This window comes from Kitasatospora kazusensis (genome assembly GCF_039529945.1).
Lineage (GTDB): Bacteria > Actinomycetota > Actinomycetes > Streptomycetales > Streptomycetaceae > Kitasatospora > Kitasatospora kazusensis.
Map to the genome: position 1 here is coordinate 234,068 of NZ_BAAANT010000001.1, position 19,489 is coordinate 253,556.

General features: G+C 68.1%; 27 protein-coding genes. 25 read left to right on the forward strand and 2 right to left on the reverse strand.

The genetic code is table 11. The annotated features are described in order from the left end of the window. Positions 1–44: 44 nt before the first annotated feature. A complete protein-coding gene (locus tag ABD330_RS01130) occupies positions 45–1,712 on the reverse strand; it encodes a trypsin-like serine protease (protein WP_344459704.1) in 1,668 nt (555 codons plus the stop codon). Positions 1,713–1,792: 80 nt separating this feature from the next. Next, a complete protein-coding gene (locus tag ABD330_RS01135) occupies positions 1,793–2,239 on the reverse strand; it encodes a hypothetical protein (RefSeq protein WP_344459706.1) in 447 nt (148 codons plus the stop codon). Between the two features lie 396 nt (positions 2,240–2,635). Here ABD330_RS01135 and ABD330_RS01140 point away from each other — a divergent pair, with 396 nt between their 5' ends. From ABD330_RS01140 to ABD330_RS01260, 25 genes are all read left to right on the forward strand, one after another. Continuing rightward, the gene (locus ABD330_RS01140) at positions 2,636–6,169 is read left to right on the forward strand and encodes an ALF repeat-containing protein (RefSeq protein ID WP_344459708.1); all 3,534 of its coding nucleotides are present in this window, start codon (positions 2,636–2,638) and stop codon (positions 6,167–6,169) included. 84 nt (positions 6,170–6,253) lie between these two features. After that, positions 6,254–6,772 carry a hypothetical protein gene (locus ABD330_RS01145; protein ID WP_344459710.1) on the forward strand — a complete coding sequence of 173 codons (519 nt, stop codon included), beginning with the start codon at positions 6,254–6,256 and terminating at the stop codon, positions 6,770–6,772. A 568-nt stretch (positions 6,773–7,340) separates the two neighbouring features. Continuing rightward, on the forward strand, positions 7,341–7,649 hold the full coding sequence (gene rpsJ / locus ABD330_RS01150; RefSeq protein ID WP_012785157.1) for a 30S ribosomal protein S10: 309 nt from the start codon (positions 7,341–7,343) through the stop codon (positions 7,647–7,649). Between the two features lie 14 nt (positions 7,650–7,663). Further along, positions 7,664–8,311 carry a 50S ribosomal protein L3 gene (gene rplC, locus ABD330_RS01155; protein ID WP_344459712.1) on the forward strand — a complete coding sequence of 216 codons (648 nt, stop codon included), beginning with the start codon at positions 7,664–7,666 and terminating at the stop codon, positions 8,309–8,311. 4 nt (positions 8,312–8,315) lie between these two features. After that, positions 8,316–8,993: a 50S ribosomal protein L4 gene (gene rplD / locus ABD330_RS01160; protein WP_344459714.1), complete on the forward strand. Its 678-nt coding sequence runs from the start codon at positions 8,316–8,318 to the stop codon at positions 8,991–8,993. After that, the gene (gene rplW / locus ABD330_RS01165; RefSeq protein ID WP_425555393.1) at positions 8,993–9,313 is read left to right on the forward strand and encodes a 50S ribosomal protein L23; all 321 of its coding nucleotides are present in this window, start codon (positions 8,993–8,995) and stop codon (positions 9,311–9,313) included. The genes rplD and rplW overlap by 1 nt, the downstream gene beginning before the upstream one ends. Positions 9,314–9,356: 43 nt before the next feature. After that, positions 9,357–10,193, forward strand: a complete 837-nt coding sequence (gene rplB, locus ABD330_RS01170) for a 50S ribosomal protein L2 (RefSeq protein WP_344459716.1) — start codon at positions 9,357–9,359, stop codon at positions 10,191–10,193. An 11-nt stretch (positions 10,194–10,204) separates the two neighbouring features. Next, positions 10,205–10,486: a 30S ribosomal protein S19 gene (gene rpsS, locus ABD330_RS01175; protein WP_030055821.1), complete on the forward strand. Its 282-nt coding sequence runs from the start codon at positions 10,205–10,207 to the stop codon at positions 10,484–10,486. 50 nt (positions 10,487–10,536) lie between these two features. Then, entirely contained in the window at positions 10,537–10,884 is a 348-nt protein-coding gene (gene rplV, locus ABD330_RS01180; RefSeq protein ID WP_033824229.1) for a 50S ribosomal protein L22, read from the forward strand. Further along, complete coding sequence (rpsC, locus tag ABD330_RS01185; protein WP_280717585.1) at positions 10,884–11,723, forward strand: 30S ribosomal protein S3; 840 nt, start codon at positions 10,884–10,886, stop codon at positions 11,721–11,723. The genes rplV and rpsC overlap by 1 nt, the downstream gene beginning before the upstream one ends. Positions 11,724–11,728: 5 nt before the next feature. Further along, positions 11,729–12,148: a 50S ribosomal protein L16 gene (rplP, locus tag ABD330_RS01190; RefSeq protein WP_057231329.1), complete on the forward strand. Its 420-nt coding sequence runs from the start codon at positions 11,729–11,731 to the stop codon at positions 12,146–12,148. Beyond that, positions 12,145–12,369 (forward strand): 50S ribosomal protein L29, encoded by a 225-nt coding sequence (gene rpmC, locus ABD330_RS01195; protein WP_344460024.1) that lies wholly within the window; start codon positions 12,145–12,147, stop codon positions 12,367–12,369. The genes rplP and rpmC overlap by 4 nt, the downstream gene beginning before the upstream one ends. Further along, complete coding sequence (rpsQ, locus tag ABD330_RS01200; protein ID WP_344459721.1) at positions 12,369–12,650, forward strand: 30S ribosomal protein S17; 282 nt, start codon at positions 12,369–12,371, stop codon at positions 12,648–12,650. Before rpmC ends, rpsQ begins: the two co-directional genes overlap by 1 nt. A 102-nt stretch (positions 12,651–12,752) precedes the next feature. Continuing rightward, entirely contained in the window at positions 12,753–13,124 is a 372-nt protein-coding gene (gene rplN, locus ABD330_RS01205) for a 50S ribosomal protein L14 (protein WP_035800854.1), read from the forward strand. A 15-nt stretch (positions 13,125–13,139) separates the two neighbouring features. After that, positions 13,140–13,451: a 50S ribosomal protein L24 gene (rplX, locus tag ABD330_RS01210; RefSeq protein ID WP_344460026.1), complete on the forward strand. Its 312-nt coding sequence runs from the start codon at positions 13,140–13,142 to the stop codon at positions 13,449–13,451. Then, positions 13,451–14,029, forward strand: coding sequence for a 50S ribosomal protein L5 (gene rplE, locus ABD330_RS01215; protein WP_344459723.1), 579 nt, complete (start codon positions 13,451–13,453; stop codon positions 14,027–14,029). Before rplX ends, rplE begins: the two co-directional genes overlap by 1 nt. Before the next feature lie 3 nt (positions 14,030–14,032). Continuing rightward, complete coding sequence (locus ABD330_RS01220; RefSeq protein WP_057231320.1) at positions 14,033–14,218, forward strand: type Z 30S ribosomal protein S14; 186 nt, start codon at positions 14,033–14,035, stop codon at positions 14,216–14,218. A gap of 265 nt (positions 14,219–14,483) precedes the next feature. After that, the gene (gene rpsH / locus ABD330_RS01225) at positions 14,484–14,891 is read left to right on the forward strand and encodes a 30S ribosomal protein S8 (protein ID WP_280717588.1); all 408 of its coding nucleotides are present in this window, start codon (positions 14,484–14,486) and stop codon (positions 14,889–14,891) included. Positions 14,892–14,913: 22 nt separating this feature from the next. Continuing rightward, a complete protein-coding gene (gene rplF, locus ABD330_RS01230) occupies positions 14,914–15,453 on the forward strand; it encodes a 50S ribosomal protein L6 (protein WP_344459726.1) in 540 nt (179 codons plus the stop codon). Positions 15,454–15,456: 3 nt separating this feature from the next. Continuing rightward, positions 15,457–15,840: a 50S ribosomal protein L18 gene (gene rplR, locus ABD330_RS01235; protein ID WP_344459728.1), complete on the forward strand. Its 384-nt coding sequence runs from the start codon at positions 15,457–15,459 to the stop codon at positions 15,838–15,840. A gap of 48 nt (positions 15,841–15,888) precedes the next feature. Further along, complete coding sequence (gene rpsE / locus ABD330_RS01240; protein WP_280717591.1) at positions 15,889–16,512, forward strand: 30S ribosomal protein S5; 624 nt, start codon at positions 15,889–15,891, stop codon at positions 16,510–16,512. Continuing rightward, positions 16,512–16,694, forward strand: a complete 183-nt coding sequence (rpmD, locus tag ABD330_RS01245; protein WP_073924296.1) for a 50S ribosomal protein L30 — start codon at positions 16,512–16,514, stop codon at positions 16,692–16,694. Before rpsE ends, rpmD begins: the two co-directional genes overlap by 1 nt. A gap of 1 nt (position 16,695) precedes the next feature. After that, entirely contained in the window at positions 16,696–17,151 is a 456-nt protein-coding gene (rplO, locus tag ABD330_RS01250) for a 50S ribosomal protein L15 (RefSeq protein ID WP_344459730.1), read from the forward strand. 324 nt (positions 17,152–17,475) lie between these two features. Beyond that, positions 17,476–18,789 carry a preprotein translocase subunit SecY gene (secY, locus tag ABD330_RS01255; protein ID WP_344459732.1) on the forward strand — a complete coding sequence of 438 codons (1,314 nt, stop codon included), beginning with the start codon at positions 17,476–17,478 and terminating at the stop codon, positions 18,787–18,789. After that, entirely contained in the window at positions 18,789–19,442 is a 654-nt protein-coding gene (locus ABD330_RS01260; protein WP_344459734.1) for an adenylate kinase, read from the forward strand. The genes secY and ABD330_RS01260 overlap by 1 nt, the downstream gene beginning before the upstream one ends. Positions 19,443–19,489 lie beyond the last annotated feature (47 nt).

A 19,489-nucleotide genomic window follows, 5' to 3' on the forward strand; every position in this document is an offset into this window, starting at 1 on the left:
TCGTCCGGGCACCGGGCTGCCTGTCGGCAGGCCGGTGCACCCGGTCAGTAGGTGCCGGTGATGGCGGCGCCGTTCGGGGTGCCGCTGACGCCGCGAAGGTCCACCGGGGTGGTGGCGGTCCAGGTGCGGTCGGCGTGACGGATGATGTGCAGGACCCGGTTGTCGGAGGTCGTCACGGCGAGCTGGAGCTCTCCGTCGACCCCGGCCGCGCTGACGGTCCTGGCGGTGATCCCGCCGAGGTACCCGCCCAGGTTGCCGAAGGAGGCCCAGGTGCGGTCGGCGTAGCGGATCGAGTGGTACTGGTGGGTGCCGTTGTCCGTGGCGACCACGATCTGGACGTCGGGCCCGACGCCGGCCATGGCCACGGAGCTGATCGGACCGGTGCTGCCCGCGGCCGCCGCGACGTCACCCCACCCGGACCAGGAGCCCGCGGTGTCACGGACGGTGTGGTACGCCTTGCCGTTGGAGACTGCGATGACCTGGAGCTGGCCGGCCGTGCTGGCCGTCGCGACGGAGCTGACGGCCCCGATCGGGCCGGCGGCGGCGGTGACGTCGCCGAACTTGGTCCAGACGCCGTTGGCCTGCCGGACGGTGTGGTACAGGTGGCCGTTCGCCACGACGACGACCTGGAGCTCCCAGCCGCTCGAAACGGCGGACACCTGGGTGATGTTGGAGAGCTCGCCGGCCGCGGTGTTGAGGTCCCCGAAGCCGAGCCAGCTGCCGTTCGCGCGGCGGATCGTGTGGTGCAGCCGGCCGTCGCCGCCGAGCGCGACCACGTGGGTGTCACCGTTCATCCCGGCCACCGCGGCGTTGCGCACGCCGCCGATGCCGCCGGCGCTCGTCTCGACGTTGCCGAACGAGGTCCAGCTGCCGTCGGCGAGACGGATCGCCTGGTACAGGCTGTTGTCGCTCTTGACGACGACCTCGGCCTTCCAGTTCGTCGCGAGGGCGCGGGTCTGCTGGATCCAGTCGGTGATGTCGTCGGTGCGGGTCTCCACGGCGCCGCTGCGGGTCTCCGTGGAGCCGAGGCAACCGTTCTGCCAGGAGAGGCTGTTGACCCCGGCGAGGGCCGGCCGGCCGGCTACCTGGCGGACGGCCGGGCCGCCGGTGTCGCCCTTGCAGACCGTCGCGTCGGCGGGGGCCTTCGCGGCGATGGCGATCCCGGTGGCGGTGACCTTCTGGACGGCGAACGTCGCGGTGTGGAGCAGGCTGGGGACCCACTCCGTCCTGGTGCGGCCGTAGCCGGCGACGAGCAGCGCGTCGTCCTGGGCGGGGGCGGTGCCGGTGAGCGCGAGCGGGGTGACGTCGGTGACCGGCGTGGCCAGGCGGGCCATGACCAGGTCCCGGTCGGCACGCGGGACGAGCTCCGCGATGCCGACGACGTGCCCCGCGGTGCCGGTGAGGTCGGTGCGGCCGATGGTGGCGGTGGTCTTCAGCGCCGGTGCGCCCGCCGCGAGGGCCAGCGGCTTGGCGGGGTCGGCGGCGAAGCAGCTCGCGGCGGTGATCACCCAGTACGGGTCGACCAGGGCGCCGGAGCAGCTGCGCTGGCCGCCGATGTCGAGCTTCGCGGTGAACGCGTAGCTTCCGGCCGGTGCCGGGTCGCCGCCGAGGGCGGTGGCGGGTGTGCCGGCGCCGGCGGTGAGGACGCCCGCCGTCACGGCCGTCGCGAGAATTCCCGTCTTCCACGCGGTGCGCGGAGCATTGCCGAACATGTGTCAGTTCCTAACCGAGGCCTGGGAGAAGGCAGAAGGGGGCCGCGCGCCGGTGTGCGTACGGCGCCGCGGCCACGCCGCTACTTGGTGGCGGTGAGCTGGACGAGGTTGTGGTCGCGGGCCTTCGAGTCGGCCGTCTCACCGACGGGGGTCCAGGTGTCCTTGGTGATGTCGAACGACGCGTCGGTGTTGTCGACCGTCATGTTGGCGCGGACGGTGTAGCTGTTGCCCTTGATGCCGTAGACCTTGGGCACGTCCATCGTCAGGTAGCCGCCGTTGCCGGTGACCTTGAGGCAGAACTTGTCCATGCCACGGGCCCAGACCTCCAGCAGCCCCGGCTCGGAGGCGCAGTCGGCCAGCATGATGTGGCCGTCACCCTGCTTGAGCACGATGCCGTGGTCCTTGAGGACCTGGTCGGCTCCCGGGTACTGGAAGTCCTCCACGGCCGCCGGCGGCGTGTCCGCAGCGGTACCGCCGTCGGCCGCGAAGACCCCGGACGCGCCTGCCAGCAGAGTGATTCCAGCCACGATTCCCGTGGCCAGCAGTCGAGATGAAGCCCTCATCGGGTCCCCGCCCCCTTTGTTGTTCGCTGTGAAAGTTCGTTGACGCCGCCCATATTGATATCACCTTGGATGTGATGATCATTAACCAATCATGGGTTTATCTTTGCCGTTTTATGGTGGCTATGTCCTCGTATGCACCGTTTTCGGTGGTGCACCGTACCCGATCTGATCCGTATATTTGCCAGTCGTACAACTGGTTACGGGGCGGCCTTCGGTCGTTGGGGAGTCGGGTCGCCGAGCGGCCTGGTGATGCTTTGAGGGGATATGGGGAAACAGCGGAAATCAGGCTGCGAACCAGCGCCGGGCGGCATTCTGCCGCTGCGCTCAACAGTCTTCGGGTTCACGACCGTTGCACTGCTCATGGGGATGCTGAGCCCGGCGTCGGCGGTCACGGTGAAGGCCGACGCGGGCGCTGCGACGGCGCCGGCCGGTGAGCGCGCCAAGGTGTTCGCCGCCTGGCTCGACGGTGGCCGCTCGACGAAGGCCGCGGCGGAGCAGGCACTGCTCGGCTCGGACGACCAGGTGCACGCCTTCCTGACCACCGGGCAGCCGCCCGTGGTCGCGGAGGACGACCGGGCCTGGGCGCTGACCCAGCTCGGCACGAGCGGCAAGGGGGTTCGTTCGGCCACCCAGACCGCGCTCGACAGCCCCGACCCCGCCGCCCTGCACACCTTCCGGGCGTCGGGCTGGCAGGCGCCGTGGCAGGACGACCTGCGCGCCGCCGTGCTGATGGTGGTGAATCTCGGCGCGGGCGGAGTCCGCAGCGCCGGGCAGAAGGCCATGAACGACGGATCGGCCGATGTCCTGCAGGCGTTCCTGCTGGACGGCCGGGTCAAGGCGCAGGAGGAGGACGACCGGGTCGCCGTTCTCAAGCTCGTCGCGACCGGTGGCCCGCAGGTGCGCAAGGGCGGCCAGGACGCCCTCAACGGGACCGCCGACGACGTCCGCGAGTACCTGCGGAACGGGCAGTACCTCGCCCGGGCGCGGGACCAGGAGCGGATGAGCATCACCCAGCTCGCCGACCAGGCGGCGGCGTCCGGCCGGCAGGCCCTCGCCGAGACGGAGGCCGCCAAGGAGGCGTCGGCCCGTGCGGTCGCCGCCGCCCAGGCCGCCAAGGACGCGGCCAAACGTGCCGCCGACGAGACGGCCGCGGCGAAGGACTCCTCGGTCCGGGCCGCCGACGCGGCCGGTCGCGCGGCGGACGCCGCCGACCAGGCGGCCGAGGCCGCCAAGACCGCGATCGACGCCGCCGACGCGGCCAACTCGGCGGCCCGGGTGGCCGCGAACGCGGCCTCGGCCGCCGCCTCCGCCGCCGCCGCGGCGGGCCAGGCGGCATCGCGCGCCTACCGGTCCGCGAACGCCGCCGCCACGGACGCGGGCCAGGCCGCGGCCGCACGCCAGGCGGCGCAGGACGCCCGCGACGCGGCGGCCAACGCCCAGCGCGCGGCGGATGCCATCGACCAGGCCGTCAATGCCGTGAAGGAGGCCGCCACGGCGGCCAAGTCGGCCGCCGACGCGGGCCGGAACGCCGCTGCCGCCGCCGAGTCCGCAGCCCAGGCCGGCGGCTACTCGCAGGCCGCCGGTGCCCAGGCCGACCGGGCCAAGGCCGCGGCCGCTCGCGCTCGTCGCGCCGCCGACACCGCGACCGACGCGGCCGACACCGCGGTCAGGCTGGCCGGCCAGGCCGCCGACGCGGCCCAGCAGGCCCGTCAGGCCGCCTCGGACGCCGCCGCCCACGCGAACGCGGCCGCCCAGGCCGCCGACGAGGCCGCCGCCCACGCCGGGCAGGCCGCCAACGACGCCAACGCGGCGACCGCGCACGCCAACGCGGCCCTCCAGGCCGCCGATTCGGCCACCACGGCGGCCGACGCGGCCGGCCGGATCCAGCAGACCGCCGCCGACGCCGAGGCCGCGCAGTTGAAGAACGACACCGCCAAGGCACTGCAGCAGGCGGAGGAGTTCAAGCAGCAGTACGACGCGCAGCAGGTCCAGGACAGCACGGCCCGGGCCGAGGCCGCCCGGGTGGACGCCGACACCCAGAAGCTGCTGGCCGACGCGGTCAAGCCCGGCACCGACCCCGCCGTCGCGGCGTCGACGGGCCGGCAGGCGGCGCTGAACCTCTACCGGGTCGGCGGCTCCTGGACGCGGCAGGCCGCGCAGGGCGCGCTCTCGGGCACGGACGCGGATGTCCGCGCCTGGCTGCGGGCCGGCCGGCAGATCGCCGTGGACCAGGACAACCTGTCCCGGGTGGCGCACCTGGCCGAGTCGGACAAGCCGCAGTTGCGCCAGGCCGCCAACACGGCGCTGAACGGCTCCGCACAGGACATCCAGGCCTTCCTCGCCCAGGGGCAGGACACGGCGCAGGCCGACGACTACCGGGTCCAGATCTTGAAGATCATCGACCAGGGCGGCAAGGCGGTGAAGACGGCCGGCAACACCGTGCTCACCACCGGCACCGCCGCCGCGTTCCACCAGTTCCTGGACTCCGGCCAGTACACGGCCCGCAGCGAGGACGAGCGGGTGATCGCCCTCAGCCTGCTGAACAGCGGCACCGCGCAGGTGAAGGCCTCGGCCCAGATCGCCCTCGCCGGACCGCCCACCCAGCTGCACAACTTCGTCACGGTGGCGCAGTACAAGGCCGCCAAGGCCGACTACGACAGCGCCATCTTCGCGGCCGGTGTCCAGCGGATCGTCGCCGACGCCTCGGGCAGTGCCGCCACGGCCCGGCAGAACGCGGCCCAGGCGGCCCAGGCCGCCGCGGACGCCCGAGGCGCCTCCTCGGACGCCGCCAACTACGCCGGCAAGGCCCGGCAGGCCGCCGACGACGCCGCGGGTTTCGCGGACCAGGCCAAGAAGGCCTCGGCCCAGGCCGACCAGTCGGCCCAGCAGGCGGCCGGATCCGCCAGGACGGCCCAGGGCGCGGCCGCCGCGGCCCGGGCCGATGCGGCGGCGGCGGGCAAGTCCGCCGCCTGGGCCTCGTACTCCGCCACCAAGGCCGCGTCGTACGCGAGTTCGGCGTACGCCTCGGCGGCCGGCGCGGAGGACTCGGCGCGGGCCGCCGGCCAGGACGCGGAGGGCGCGGCCCAGGCGGGCACCGACGCCATGAAGATCGCCGCCGACAAGACCGCCGCGGAGGAGCGCGCCCGGGCGGCGGCGGCCGCCGCCGCCACGGGCAGCACGCCGCCGCCCCCGGGCAGCATCTCGCTCACCGACCCCAACGGGCACCCCTACACCAGCGACGAGGACGACACGAAGGAGCACCCGCCGTTCCACGAGCCGGACTTCTGGGACCGCTTCTTCAAGGGTCTCGGCCAGGGGCAGAGCCAGGACCCGATCCTGCAGTTCGTGGGCGGCTCGGAGCTGTTCGCCTGTCACTCCGGCCCCATCTCCTGCCAGTTGTTCAAGTACTGGGAGGGGAAGTCGGGCAAGCCGTTCGACTTCAACGCGGACCAGATGCGGGACCTGTACAACAACCCGAGCCTGCAGGACCGGCTGGCACTGAAGGCGATCGGCTACGCGACGGACGCGGCCACGAAGTGCACCGGTTCGGTGGGCACCACGTGCAAGGTGAACCTCGACACCAACTGGGTCGGCTTCACGTACGCGTACCCGGGATCCAAGGACGCCATCTTCGCCCTGCACTCCATCGAGTACCGGCTCAGCGGGGGCGACATCACGGCCACCGTGGTGGGCCCGGGGAAGGTCAAGCTGTCCGGCGACTACCGGTTCGACCTCAAGAAGGAATACAACTTCGACATGAGCAAGCCCCCGATCGACGTCTGGGGCGTCCCGATCAACGTGAAGCTGCTCGCCATGGCGCCGAGCCAGGGGTACGCCCGTGACTTCACCGTCCAGGGGAGTACGACCGGCCACCTCGACAGCACCAACGGCTAGCATGTTCGTTCGTGTCGCTACCAAGTGGCGGCGCAGGCGACGAGGAGAGAACCAGTGCGGACACGGTCCACGACACAGCCCCACATGCCTTGGCGGCGACGCCGGACGGGCGTGGCCGTGGCCGTGTTCGCACTCTCGGCGCTCGTGCTGAGCGGCTGCTCCTCGGAGAAGAAGGACCCGCGTGCCTACCCGGGCAGCCCCGCGGGGCAGACGCTGGAGGGCGTCCTGAAGACCTTCGGCCTCCAGCTGCCCCCCTGCGAGGTGCAGGGCGTCGGGTACTCCGGCAGCTCGAAGGAGCCCTACCAGAAGCTCAGCCTGAGCTTCCGGGCCCCGAAGGCGTGCGTCGACCAGTACCTCCGGGACCACTCGGCCGACCCCGGGAAGCCGGCGCACTGGTCGCCCGGAGCGGATCCGAAGGCCGCGCGGCTGGTCTCGGACGCGGATGCCGCAAAGTACGGCTGGTCCTTCGACGGCGCCACGAAGTACGAGCTCTTCACCGGCTTCGCCACCGCCAACCAGAGCACCTTCGCGGTGCTGGTCGACCCCCGCGATCCTGTGGAGACGGTCTACCTGGACTCCACCTACCTGGGCGGATCCTCCTGAGCGTCCGCGCCGTGGCGAGGCCCGAATCCTCAGCCCGGAGGCCGTCGCCCGTCGCTCGTCCGGACGGGTGCCGTCGGTGTTTGGCGGCACTCCGGCCGGGTAGCCTCTGACAGCCCCGATTGGCGCAGCGGCCCTCCCGTGTGGCAAGATGTCCTAGTTGCTCGGTTGAGTGCCGATGCTGCGCGCCTCCCGCCGGGAGGACTGGAAGCGAGTCCCAAGTACTCGTCGTTCCCGTGATGGCCGTTCATATGTCCACGTGCTGTGTGTGGACGTAGTGGTGTGTAAGCGACACCGCGGCAGCTGCGGGGCGGACGTACGGGAATCTTCCGGGAAGCGTGGGCAGGGCCTCGATCCGGCGCCTGGTGGGTGCAAGGCCCGCCGATCCCGCAAGACCTTGAGAAGGCCCCCTCGGAAGAGGGTCGGCCCTTTTGGTTTTTTGTAAGCGAGAGGGCGACACGCCCGAGCGCGGGGGTCGGAAGGTAACCACCCGGAGGCGCCACCGGATCCAATCCGCAGGTGGATGAAGCCGGCTGTAGAGGCGACACGGACAAAAGGACTACTAGTAGCCATGGCGGGACAGAAGATCCGCATCCGGCTCAAGGCCTACGACCACGAGGTGATTGACTCCTCGGCGAAGAAGATCGTCGAGACCGTCATTCGCACTGGTGCGCAGGTCGCGGGCCCGGTGCCGCTGCCCACTGAGAAGAACGTTTACTGCGTCATCCGCTCGCCGCACAAGTACAAGGACTCGCGCGAGCACTTCGAGATGCGCACCCACAAGCGTCTGATCGACATCCTCGACCCGACCCCGAAGACCGTTGACTCGCTGATGCGCCTCGACCTTCCGGCCGGCGTCGACATCGAGATCAAGCTCTGAGAGGCGCGACGAAGATGGCAAAGCAGATTAAGGGCATCCTGGGCGAGAAGCTCGGCATGACCCAGGTCTGGGACGAGAACAACCGGATCGTTCCGGTGACCGTCGTCAAGGCCGGGCCGAATGTCGTGACCCAGGTCCACACCGCTGATTCCACGGCCGGCTACGACGCCGTCCAGATCGGCTTCGGCGAGATCGACCCCCGCAAGGTGACGAAGCCCCTCGCGGGTCACTTCGCCAAGGCCGGTGTCACCCCGCGCCGCCACCTGGTCGAGCTGCGTACCTCGGACGCGTCCGAGTACACGCTGGGCCAGGAGATCACCGCTGAGCTGTTCGAGGCGGGTGTCAAGGTCGATGTGACCGGCACCTCCAAGGGCAAGGGCTTCGCCGGTGTCATGAAGCGTCACAACTTCAAGGGCCTCGGCGCCGGTCACGGCGTGCAGCGCAAGCACCGTTCGCCCGGCTCGATCGGTGGCTGCGCCACCCCGGGTCGCGTGTTCAAGGGCATGAAGATGGCCGGCCGGATGGGCCACGAGCGCGTGACCACCCAGAACCTGACCATCCACGCCGTTGACGCGGAGAAGGGGCTGCTCCTCATCAAGGGAGCGATCCCGGGCCCGAACGGCGGCCTCGTCCTCGTCCGCACCGCGGCGAAGGGGCTGTGAGGATATGAGCACGATTGACATCCTGTCGCCCTCGGGCGACACGGTCGGCAGCCTTGAGCTGCCCGCTGAGATCTTCGACGCCAAGGTCAGCATTCCGCTGATGCACCAGGTCGTCGTGGCGCAGAACGCTGCCGCCCGTCAGGGCACCCACTCGACGAAGCGTCGTGGCGAGGTCCGAGGCGGCGGCCGCAAGCCGTACCGCCAGAAGGGCACCGGCCGCGCCCGTCAGGGCTCGACCCGCGCGCCGCAGTTCGTCGGCGGTGGCGTCGTCCACGGCCCGAAGCCGCGTGACTACTCGCAGCGGACCCCGAAGAAGATGATCGTCGCCGCTCTGCGTGGCGCGCTCACCGACCGGGCCCGTCACAACCGCATCCACGTCATCACCGACGTGATCGCGGCCGAGGCGCCGTCGACCAAGGCCGCGAAGGGCCTGTTCGGCAAGATCACCGAGCGCAAGAACATCCTCCTCGTCGTCGAGCGTGCCGACGAGCTGGGTCTGAAGAGCGCCCGCAACCTGCCGAACGTCCACATCCTGGACGCCGGTCAGCTGAACACCTACGACGTGCTCGTCTCCGACGACGTGGTCTTCACCCAGGCCGCCTTCGAGCGTTTCGTGGCGGGTCCCGCCGCGTCCGCCAAGGCTGTGGCTGCTGAGGGCGAGCTCGAAGGGAGCGCCGCCTGATGGCTGCAGAGATCACGAGCAAGACGTTCACGGACCCCCGTGACATCTTGGTGAAGCCGGTCATCTCGGAGAAGAGCTACTCGCTCCTCGACGAGAACAAGTACACGTTCGTCGTGTCGCCCGGTGCCAACAAGACCCAGATCAAGCAGGCCGTCGAGGCGGTCTTCTCGGTCAAGGTCGAGTCCGTCAACACGCTCAACCGTCAGGGGAAGCGCAAGCGCTCCAAGACGGGCTTTGGCAAGCGCAAGGACACCAAGCGCGCCATCGTGACGCTGGCTGAGGGCAACCGCATCGACATCTTCGGTGGTCCGACCTCCTGACGGAGTGTCGGATCGTCGATTAGGACGAGGACGAGAGAAGCCAATGGGCATCCGCAAGTACAAGCCGACTACGCCGGGCCGTCGTGGCTCCAGCGTGGCCGACTTCGTAGAAATCACGCGGTCCACGCCGGAGAAGTCGCTGGTTCGCCCCCTGCACAGCAAGGGCGGCCGTAACAACGCCGGTCGGATCACCGTTCGCCACCAGGGTGGCGGACACAAGCGCGCCTACCGCGTGATCGACTTCCGTCGTCACGACAAGGACGGCGTGCCGGCCAAGGTCGCGCACATCGAGTACGACCCGAACCGCACCGCGCGCATCGCGCTCCTGCACTACGCGGACGGCGAGAAGCGCTACATCATCGCCCCCGCGAAGCTGGCCCAGGGTGACCGGATTGAGAACGGCCCGACGGCCGACATCAAGCCCGGCAACAACCTGCCGCTGCGCAACATCCCGGTTGGTACCGTCATCCACGCTGTGGAGCTGCGTCCGGGCGGCGGTGCCAAGATGGCCCGCTCCGCCGGTGCCGGTATCCAGCTGCTGGCTCGTGAGGGCAAGATGGCGCACCTGCGCATGCCCTCCGGCGAGATCCGTCTGGTGGACGCGCGCTGCCGCGCGACCATCGGCGAGGTCGGCAACGCCGAGCAGTCGAACATCAACTGGGGCAAGGCCGGCCGTATGCGCTGGAAGGGCGTCCGCCCGACCGTGCGTGGTGTGGCTATGAACCCGATCGACCACCCGCACGGTGGTGGTGAGGGTAAGACCTCTGGTGGTCGCCACCCGGTTTCGCCGTGGGGCCAGAAGGAGGGTCGCACTCGTAGCCCGAAGAAGGCTTCGAACGCCCTCATCGTGCGCCGCCGCAAGACCAACAAGAAGCGCTAGGAGCAGGTCAGATGCCGCGCAGTCTCAAGAAGGGCCCCTTCATCGACGGCCACCTTCTCAAGAAGGTGGACGCGCAGAACGAGGCGGGTACCCAGAACGTCATCAAGACCTGGTCCCGTCGCTCCGTGATCTTCCCGGCCATGCTCGGCCACACGATCGCGGTTCACGATGGCCGTAAGCACGTCCCGGTGTTCGTCACCGAGTCGATGGTCGGCCACAAGCTCGGCGAGTTCGCGCCGACGCGTACCTTCCGCGGTCACGTCAAGGACGACCGCAAGTCGAAGCGTCGCTAGTCGCCAGCGAGATTACCGACTCAATGACTTACACCAGCAAGGGGACAACCATGGAAGCCAGGGCCCAGGCGCGGTACATCCGCGTCACGCCCATGAAGGCCCGCCGCGTGGTGGACCTCATCCGTGGCCTGAACGCCACGGAGGCCCAGGCGGTCCTGCGTTTCGCTCCGCAGGCCGCTACCGTGCCGGTCGGCAAGGTGCTCGACAGCGCCATTGCCAACGCCGTGCACAACTACAACCACAACAACGTGGACGACCTCGTCATCAGCGAGGCGTACGTTGACGAGGGCCCGACCCTGAAGCGGTTCCGTCCGCGTGCCCAGGGCCGTGCCTACCGGATCCGCAAGCGGACCAGCCACATCACCGTGGTCGTCAGCAGCAAGGAAGGGACCCGGTAATGGGCCAGAAGGTTAACCCGCACGGGTTCCGTCTCGGCATCAGCACGGACTTCAAGTCCCGCTGGTACGCCGACAAGCTGTACTCGGACTACGTCAAGGAAGACGTTGCCATTCGTCGCATGATGACGAAGGGCATGGAGCGTGCCGGCATCTCGAAGGTTGAGATCGAGCGCACCCGCGACCGCGTCCGGGTCGACATCCACACCGCTCGCCCCGGCATCGTCATCGGTCGCCGTGGCACCGAGGCCGACCGCATCCGTGGCGACCTGGAGAAGCTGACCGGCAAGCAGGTCCAGCTGAACATCCTTGAGGTCAAGAACCCCGAGCTGGACGCCCAGCTCGTGGCTCAGGGCGTCGCGGAGCAGCTGTCCTCCCGTGTCTCCTTCCGCCGTGCCATGCGTAAGAGCATGCAGGGCACCATGAAGTCCGGCGCCAAGGGCATCAAGGTCCAGTGCTCCGGTCGTCTCGGCGGCGCCGAGATGAGCCGTTCGGAGTTCTACCGCGAGGGTCGTGTGCCGCTGCACACGCTGCGCGCGAACGTCGACTACGGCTTCTTCGAGGCCAAGACGACCTTCGGCCGTATCGGCGTGAAGGTCTGGATCTACAAGGGCGACGTCAAGAACATCGCCGAGGTCCGCGCTGAGAACGCTGCTGCCCGCTCCGGCAACCGTCCGGCCCGCAACGACGCCCGCCCCGCCCGCGGTGGCGAGCGTGGCGGCGCCCGCGGTGGCGAGCGTGGCGGCGCCCGTGGTGGCGCCCGTCGTCCCCAGAACACCGAGGCTCCGGCCGCGGCTGTGACGGAGACGCCGGCTGCCGAGAGCACCGGAACGGAGGCCTGACCGTCATGCTGATCCCCCGTCGGGTCAAGCACCGCAAGCAGCACCACCCCAAGCGCCGTGGCGCTGCCAAGGGTGGCACCGAGCTCGCGTTCGGCGAGTACGGCATCCAGGCCGTCACCCCGGCCTACGTGACGAACCGGCAGATCGAGTCCGCTCGTATCGCCGTCACCCGTCACATCAAGCGTGGCGGCAAGGTCTGGATCAACATTTACCCGGACCGCCCCCTCACCAAGAAGCCTGCCGAGACCCGCATGGGTTCTGGTAAGGGTTCCCCCGAGTGGTGGATTGCCAACGTTCACCCGGGACGGATCATGTTCGAGCTGTCCTACCCCAACGAGAAGGTTGCTCGTGAGGCGCTCACCCGCGCTGCTCACAAGCTCCCGATGAAGTGCCGGATTGTTCGGCGCGAGGCAGGTGAGAGCTGATGTCGGCCACCAAGGCTGCAGAGCTTCGTGAGCTGGACAACGATGGTCTCGTTGGCAAGCTCCGCGAGGCCAAGGAGGAGCTGTTCAACCTCCGCTTCCAGGCGGCGACCGGGCAGCTCGACAACCACGGACGGCTCAAGCTCGTCCGTAAGGACATCGCGCGGATCTACACCCTGATGCGCGAGCGCGAGCTGGGCATCGAGACGGTGGAGAAGGCCTGATGACTGAGAACACCACCACTGAGACCGAGGCCCGCGGCTTCCGTAAGACCCGCGAGGGTCTGGTCGTCAGCGACAAGATGGACAAGACCGTCGTCGTCGCCGTCGAGGACCGCGTCAAGCACGCTCTGTACGGCAAGGTCATCCGCCGTACGAACAAGCTGAAGGCGCACGACGAGACCAACGCCTGCGGCATCGGCGACCGGGTCCTCCTCGCGGAGACCCGTCCGCTGTCCGCGACGAAGCGCTGGCGCGTCGTCGAGATCCTCGAGAAGGCCAAGTAACGAAGTTGTCCGGGTACGGCCGTATGTGCACCAGGTCCCTCGCGGGCGCTGGTGTGAGCAGCGGCCGGCCCGCCAGCTCTCGTTGACGATCAGGAGAAAGCAGTGATCCAGCAGGAGTCGCGACTGCGTGTCGCCGACAACACGGGCGCAAAGGAAATCCTTTGCATCCGCGTTCTCGGTGGCTCCGGTCGCCGCTACGCCGGCATCGGGGACGTCATCGTCGCAACCGTCAAGGACGCGATCCCCGGCGGTTCGGTCAAGAAGGGTGACGTCGTCAAGTGCGTCATCGTCCGCACCGTGAAGTCGCGTCGTCGTCCCGACGGCTCGTACATCCGGTTCGACGAGAACGCCGCCGTCGTCCTCAAGAACACCGATGGTGACCCCCGTGGCACCCGCATCTTCGGCCCGGTGGGCCGCGAGCTGCGCGACAAGAAGTTCATGAAGATCATCTCGCTTGCGCCGGAGGTGCTCTAACCCATGGCGAACAGCATGAAGATCAAGAAGGGTGACCTGGTTCAGGTCATCACCGGCAAGGACCGCGGGAAGCAGGGCAAGGTCATTCAGGCCATGCCCGCGACCAACAAGGTTCTCGTCGAGGGTGTGAACCGGGTCAAGAAGCACACCAAGCCCGGCCCGGGTACTCAGGGTGGCATTGTCACCGTCGAGGCCCCGGTGCACGTTTCCAACGTGCAGCTGGTCGTCGAGAAGGACGGCAAGAAGGTCGTCACTCGCGTTGGTTACCGCTTCGATGACGAGGGCAACAAGATCCGCGTTGCCAAGCGAACCGGTGAGGACATCTGATGTCTGAGACGACGATCGAGAACGTCGAGAAGGTGGCCCCCCGCCTCAAGACGCGCTACAACGCCGAGATCAAGCCCCAGCTTCTGCAGGAGTTCTCGTACGAGAACGTCATGCTGATCCCGGGCCTGGTCAAGGTCGTGGTCAACATGGGTGTGGGCGAGGCCGCCCGCGACTCGAAGCTGATCGAGGGCGCCATCCGCGACCTCACCGCCATCACCGGCCAGAAGCCGGCGGTGACGAAGGCTCGCAAGTCCATCGCGCAGTTCAAGCTGCGTGAGGGCCAGCCGATCGGCACCCACGTCACCCTCCGTGGTGACCGCATGTGGGAGTTCCTGGACCGTCTGGTGTCGCTGGCCCTGCCGCGTATCCGTGACTTCCGTGGTCTCTCCCCGAAGCAGTTCGACGGCCGTGGCAACTACACCTTCGGTCTGACCGAGCAGGTCATGTTCCACGAGATCGACCAGGACAAGGTCGACCGTCAGCGCGGTATGGACATCACCGTCGTGACCACCGCCCAGACCGACGACGAGGGCCGGGCGCTCCTGCGCGCTCTGGGCTTCCCGTTCAAGGAGGCGTAACACATGGCGAAGAAGTCCCTCATCGCGAAGGCCGAGCGCAAGCCGAAGTTCGCTGTCCGCGGTTACACCCGCTGCCAGCGCTGTGGCCGTCCGCACTCGGTGTACCGCAAGTTCGGCCTGTGCCGTGTGTGCCTCCGTGAGATGGCCCACCGCGGCGAGCTGCCGGGTGTCACCAAGTCCTCCTGGTAGTCCCGGAGTTCTAGGTAACGCCACAGTGTGAAGCACTGGTGCCCGACCCCCTGCTTTTGGGGCTCCGTACGGAATCCCGTAAGGTAGTGGGGTCGGGCCCCGTGTCGCGGCATCTCCGTAGGTGCCCGCGACCCTCTTCGAGGGCTCGCACCCAGTCTTACTAACGTCGCAGGTCCCCTGCGTCTGTGCCCCTTGCGCACTCCCCGGAGTGCGCGAGGGGGACCTGGCGCGGAGAAACCACGGCGAGAGAGGCCTGAGGCCAACCATGACCATGACTGACCCCATCGCAGACATGCTCACGCGTCTGCGTAACGCGAACTCGGCGTACCACGACACCGTGGCTATGCCGGCTAGCAAGATCAAGGCGCACGTCGCCCAGATCCTGCAGCAGGAGGGTTACATCTCCTCCTGGAAGGTTGAGGAGCCGCAGGAGAACGAGGTCGGCAAGAAGCTGACCATCGAGCTCAAGTTCGGCCCCAACCGTGAGCGCTCCATTGCCGGCATCAAGCGCATCAGCAAGCCGGGTCTGCGCGTTTACGCAAAGTCCACCAACCTGCCGAAGGTCCTCGGCGGCCTGGGCGTGGCGATCATCTCCACGTCCTCGGGTCTCCTCACGGACAAGCAGGCCGCCAAGAAGGGCGTAGGCGGAGAAGTTCTCGCCTACGTCTGGTAATTCGGGAAACGGAGGTACAGCAATGTCGCGAATTGGACGGCTGCCCATCCCGGTTCCCGCCGGCGTGGACGTCACCATCGATGGCCAGGCGGTCGCGGTGAAGGGCCCCAAGGGTTCCCTTTCCCACACCGTTGCCGCGCCGATCGAGATCAGCAAGGACGAGGACGGCACCCTGGTCGTCACTCGCCCCAACGACGAGCGGGTGTCGAAGAGCCTTCACGGCCTTTCGCGCACGCTGGTGGCGAACATGATCACCGGCGTGACCGCGGGCTACCGCAAGTCGCTGGAGATCAGCGGTGTTGGTTACCGAGTGGCAATGAAGGGCTCCGACATGGAGTTCCAGCTCGGCTACAGCCACCCGATCCTGATCACGGCCCCGGAGGGCATCTCCTTCGTGGTCGAGTCGCCCACCAAGTTCCACGTGGACGGGATCGACAAGCAGCTGGTCGGCGAGGTTTCGGCCAAGATCCGCAAGCTGCGCAAGCCCGACCCGTACAAGGCCAAGGGCGTCAAGTACGCGGGCGAGGTCATCCGCCGCAAGGTCGGAAAGAGCGGTAAGTAAGCCATGAGTCTTTCTGTCAAGATCGGCAAGGGCAACGGCTACAAGAACGCTGCCCGCAAGCGCCGCGCGATCCGTGTTCGTAAGCGCGTCACCGGCACCGAGGTGCGTCCGCGCCTCGTCGTGACCCGCTCGAACCGCCACATGGTCGCCCAGGTCATCGACGACGCCAAGGGTCACACCCTCGCGTCGGCGTCCACCCTCGACGTGTCCATCCGTGGCAACGAGGGCGACAAGACCGAGCTGGCCAAGAAGGTCGGAGCCCTGGTCGCCGAGCGCGCCAAGGCCGCCGGCATCGAGACGGTCGTCTTCGACCGCGCGGGCAACCGTTACGCGGGGCGCATCGCCGCCCTGGCGGACGCTGCCCGTGAGGCTGGGCTCGACTTCTAAGCCGCTCGTCGGCTCAGTCGACGGACGTAATCGAGAGAGGTAATTCCAATGGCTGGACCCCAGCGCCGCGGTAGCGGCGCCGGCGGCGGCACCGGCGGTGGCGAGCGGCGTGACCGTAAGCGTGACGACCGGGGCAACGCCCCCGCCGTCGAGAAGACCGCTTACGTTGAGCGCGTTGTCGCGATCAACCGTGTCGCCAAGGTTGTCAAGGGTGGTCGTCGTTTCAGCTTCACCGCGCTGGTCGTGGTGGGCGACGGTGACGGCACCGTAGGTGTCGGCTACGGGAAGGCGAAGGAGGTTCCGGCCGCCATCGCCAAGGGTGTTGAGGAGGCCAAGAAGAGCTTCTTCAAGGTCCCCCGTATCCAGGGCACCATCCCGCACCCGATCCAGGGCGAGAAGGCGGCCGGCGTTGTGCTCCTGAAGCCGGCGTCCCCCGGTACCGGCGTTATCGCCGGTGGCCCGGTGCGTGCCGTTCTGGAGTGCGCCGGCGTTCACGACATCCTGTCGAAGTCGCTCGGCTCGTCCAACGCGATCAACATCGTGCACGCCACGGTTGCTGCTCTGAAGGGCCTCGTTCGCCCGGAAGAGGTTGCGGCCCGCCGTGGTCTGCCGCTGGAGGATGTGGCTCCCGCTGCTCTGCTGCGGGCGCGTGCGGCTGGGACCGGTGCCTGATGGCCCGTCTCAAGATCACGCAGACCAAGTCCTACATCGGTAGCAAGCAGAACCACCGTGACACCCTTCGTTCGCTTGGTCTCAAGCGGATGAACGATGTGGTCGTGAAGGAGGACCGTCCCGAGATCCGCGGGATGGCCCAGACCGTCCGTCACCTCGTCACGGTCGAGGAGGTGGACTGAAATGGCGGACACTAACCCGCTGAAGCTCCACAACCTGCGTCCCGCCCCGGGTGCCAAGACCGCCAAGACCCGTGTTGGTCGTGGTGAGGCATCCAAGGGTAAGACCGCTGGTCGTGGCACCAAGGGCACCAAGGCCCGTTACCAGGTTCCGGTGCGCTTCGAGGGTGGGCAGATGCCCCTCCACATGCGCCTGCCGAAGCTCAAGGGCTTCAAGAACCCGGCACACAAGCAGTTCCAGGTCGTGAACCTGGAGAAGCTGGCCGAGCTCTACCCGGCTGGTGGCGAGGTCACCATCGCCGACCTGATCGCGAAGGGCGCCGTTCGCAAGAACGAGCTCGTCAAGGTCCTCGGCACCGGCGACATCGCCGTGGCGCTGCAGGTGACGGTTGACGCCGTCTCCGGCTCCGCCGCCGAGAAGATCACCGCCGCCGGCGGTACGGTCACCGAGCTCCTCTGAGCCTGCTGACTCTTCGGGCCCCGTGTCTCCTCTGGGAGACACGGGGCCCGTTCTTTATGTCCCGGCTGTTCGTCCCAGCTGTTTGTGTCGTTCTTTTGTGTCAAATCCGGGCATCCCGTACCTCGTGAGTGGCAGAGGGGCGGCACACGCTTCTTCAGGGTGGCCACACACTGTTAGAGTCCGTGGAGTTCCCTTGTAGGCTGCGGCACAGGCTTGCCTTTGCTGGTTCCTGCGAGGCTTTGCAACGCCAGGGCCGGCCCGGCCCGTTCCCCACATCAGGACCGACCCTTCCGCCGACGACGTGCGGGAGGTGCAGGAGGCACCGTGCTCAGTGCGTTCGCGCGGGCGTTCAAGACGCCCGACCTGCGCAAGAAGCTGCTGTTCACGCTGGGCATCGTGGCTCTGTACCGGGTGGGTGCGCACGTCCCCGTGCCTGGTGTGGACTTCCATGCTGTCAACCAGTGCTTGTCGGGACCAGGCAAGAGCAGCGGGCTCTTCGGGCTCGTCAACCTCTTCAGTGGTGGCGCGCTGCTCCAGCTCACGATCTTCGCGCTCGGCATCATGCCGTACATCACCGCCAGCATCATCCTCCAGCTCCTCACCGTGGTGATCCCCCGCCTGGAGGCGCTGAAGCAGGAGGGCCAGGCGGGTACCGCCAAGATCACCCAGTACACCCGCTACCTGACCATCGCGCTCGCCGTGCTCCAGGGCACCGGCATCGTGGCGACGGCCTCCAGCGGTGCGCTCTTCTCCGGCTGCCAGTACGCCAGCCAGGTCGTCCCGGACCAGTCGGTCTTCCGGATCACCACGATGGTCATCACCATGACCGCCGGTACCACGATGATCATGTGGCTCGGTGAGCTGGTGACCGACCGCGGCATCGGCAACGGCATGTCCATCCTGATCTTCACCTCCATCGCCTCCGGCTTCCCGGGCTCGATGTGGGCGATCAAGCTCTCCGGCAAGATCGGCGGCGGCTGGGTCGAGTTCTTCAGCGTCATCGCCGTCGGCGTGGTCGTGGTGATCCTGGTCATCTTCGTGGAGCAGGCCCAGCGCCGGATCCCGGTCCAGTACGCGAAGCGCATGATCGGCCGGCGGGCGTTCGGCGGCACCTCGACCTACATCCCGCTGAAGGTCAACCAGGCCGGTGTCATCCCGGTCATCTTCGCCTCGTCGCTGCTCTACATCCCCTCGCTGGTGGTCCAGCTGACCAACAGCCAGGCGGGCTGGGCGACGTGGGTGCGGACCAACTTCATCAAGGGCGACCACCCGATCTACATGGTCACCTACTTCGTGCTGATCGTCTTCTTCGCCTTCTTCTACGTCGCCATCTCCTTCAACCCCGAAGAAGTTGCCGACAACATGAAGAAGTATGGTGGCTTCATCCCGGGTATCCGGGCCGGCCGTCCGACTGCCGAGTACCTGAACTACGTGCTTACCCGCATCACGTGGCCGGGTTCGCTGTATCTGGGGCTGATCGCCCTGGTCCCGCTGATCGCCCTGGTGGCGTTCGGCGCGCAGACAAACTTCCCGTTCGGCGGTACCAGCATCCTCATCATCGTCGGTGTCGGACTCGAAACTGTGAAGCAGATCGAGAGCCAGCTCCAGCAGCGTAATTACGAAGGGTTCCTCCGCTGATGCGTATCGTCCTCGTCGGACCTCCCGGGGCCGGGAAGGGTACTCAGGCGCACGTGCTCGCCAAGACCCTGTCCATCCCCCACATCTCCACCGGCGACCTCTTCCGCGCCAACATCGGCCAGGGCACCCCGCTGGGGCTCGAGGCCAAGGGCTACATGGACGCGGGCCGGCTGGTACCGGATGAGGTCACCATCGGGATGGCCAAGGACCGGATGGCGCAGTCCGATGCCGCCAACGGGTTCCTGCTCGACGGCTTCCCGCGCAACCTCGCGCAGGCCAAGGCTCTCGACGAGATCCTGGCCGAGTGGGGCATCGCGCTCGACGGTGTACTGGACCTGGAGGTCCCCGAGGACGAGGTCGTCAAGCGCATCGCCGGCCGCCGGCTGTGCCGCAACGACGGCAGCCACGTGTTCCACGTGGACTACAACGCACCGGCCGTCGAGGGCGTCTGCGACGAGTGCGGCGGCGAGCTGTACCAGCGCGCCGACGACACCGAGGCGACCGTCCGCCACCGGCTGGACGTCTACCACACGGAGACCGAGCCGATCATCGCCTACTACCAGCAGCAGGGCGTGGTCTCGACCATCCCGGCCCTGGGCAAGGTGGACGAGGTCACCCAGCGCGCGATCGAGGCGCTGAAGAGCGACTCCTGACCCGTCCGAGGACGGTCGGGAACGACGACGTACGTACGGCCGCGGCG

Excerpts from the sequence above, each read along its gene's own strand:
- ABD330_RS01130 (WP_344459704.1), bottom strand. The coding sequence starts at position 1,712 with ATGTTCGGCAATGCTCCGCGCACCGCGTGGAAGACGGGAATTCTCGCG.
- ABD330_RS01140 (WP_344459708.1), top strand. The coding sequence starts at position 2,636 with ATGGGGATGCTGAGCCCGGCGTCGGCGGTCACGGTGAAGGCCGACGCG.
- ABD330_RS01145 (WP_344459710.1), top strand. The coding sequence starts at position 6,254 with ATGCCTTGGCGGCGACGCCGGACGGGCGTGGCCGTGGCCGTGTTCGCA.
- rpsJ (WP_012785157.1), top strand. The coding sequence starts at position 7,341 with ATGGCGGGACAGAAGATCCGCATCCGGCTCAAGGCCTACGACCACGAG.
- rplC (WP_344459712.1), top strand. The coding sequence starts at position 7,664 with ATGGCAAAGCAGATTAAGGGCATCCTGGGCGAGAAGCTCGGCATGACC.
- rplD (WP_344459714.1), top strand. The coding sequence starts at position 8,316 with ATGAGCACGATTGACATCCTGTCGCCCTCGGGCGACACGGTCGGCAGC.
- rplW (WP_425555393.1), top strand. The coding sequence starts at position 8,993 with ATGGCTGCAGAGATCACGAGCAAGACGTTCACGGACCCCCGTGACATC.
- rplB (WP_344459716.1), top strand. The coding sequence starts at position 9,357 with ATGGGCATCCGCAAGTACAAGCCGACTACGCCGGGCCGTCGTGGCTCC.
- rpsS (WP_030055821.1), top strand. The coding sequence starts at position 10,205 with ATGCCGCGCAGTCTCAAGAAGGGCCCCTTCATCGACGGCCACCTTCTC.
- rplV (WP_033824229.1), top strand. The coding sequence starts at position 10,537 with ATGGAAGCCAGGGCCCAGGCGCGGTACATCCGCGTCACGCCCATGAAG.
- rpsC (WP_280717585.1), top strand. The coding sequence starts at position 10,884 with ATGGGCCAGAAGGTTAACCCGCACGGGTTCCGTCTCGGCATCAGCACG.
- rplP (WP_057231329.1), top strand. The coding sequence starts at position 11,729 with ATGCTGATCCCCCGTCGGGTCAAGCACCGCAAGCAGCACCACCCCAAG.
- rpsQ (WP_344459721.1), top strand. The coding sequence starts at position 12,369 with ATGACTGAGAACACCACCACTGAGACCGAGGCCCGCGGCTTCCGTAAG.
- rplX (WP_344460026.1), top strand. The coding sequence starts at position 13,140 with ATGAAGATCAAGAAGGGTGACCTGGTTCAGGTCATCACCGGCAAGGAC.
- rplE (WP_344459723.1), top strand. The coding sequence starts at position 13,451 with ATGTCTGAGACGACGATCGAGAACGTCGAGAAGGTGGCCCCCCGCCTC.
- ABD330_RS01220 (WP_057231320.1), top strand. The coding sequence starts at position 14,033 with ATGGCGAAGAAGTCCCTCATCGCGAAGGCCGAGCGCAAGCCGAAGTTC.
- rpsH (WP_280717588.1), top strand. The coding sequence starts at position 14,484 with ATGACCATGACTGACCCCATCGCAGACATGCTCACGCGTCTGCGTAAC.
- rplF (WP_344459726.1), top strand. The coding sequence starts at position 14,914 with ATGTCGCGAATTGGACGGCTGCCCATCCCGGTTCCCGCCGGCGTGGAC.
- rplR (WP_344459728.1), top strand. The coding sequence starts at position 15,457 with ATGAGTCTTTCTGTCAAGATCGGCAAGGGCAACGGCTACAAGAACGCT.
- rpsE (WP_280717591.1), top strand. The coding sequence starts at position 15,889 with ATGGCTGGACCCCAGCGCCGCGGTAGCGGCGCCGGCGGCGGCACCGGC.
- rpmD (WP_073924296.1), top strand. The coding sequence starts at position 16,512 with ATGGCCCGTCTCAAGATCACGCAGACCAAGTCCTACATCGGTAGCAAG.
- rplO (WP_344459730.1), top strand. The coding sequence starts at position 16,696 with ATGGCGGACACTAACCCGCTGAAGCTCCACAACCTGCGTCCCGCCCCG.
- ABD330_RS01260 (WP_344459734.1), top strand. The coding sequence starts at position 18,789 with ATGCGTATCGTCCTCGTCGGACCTCCCGGGGCCGGGAAGGGTACTCAG.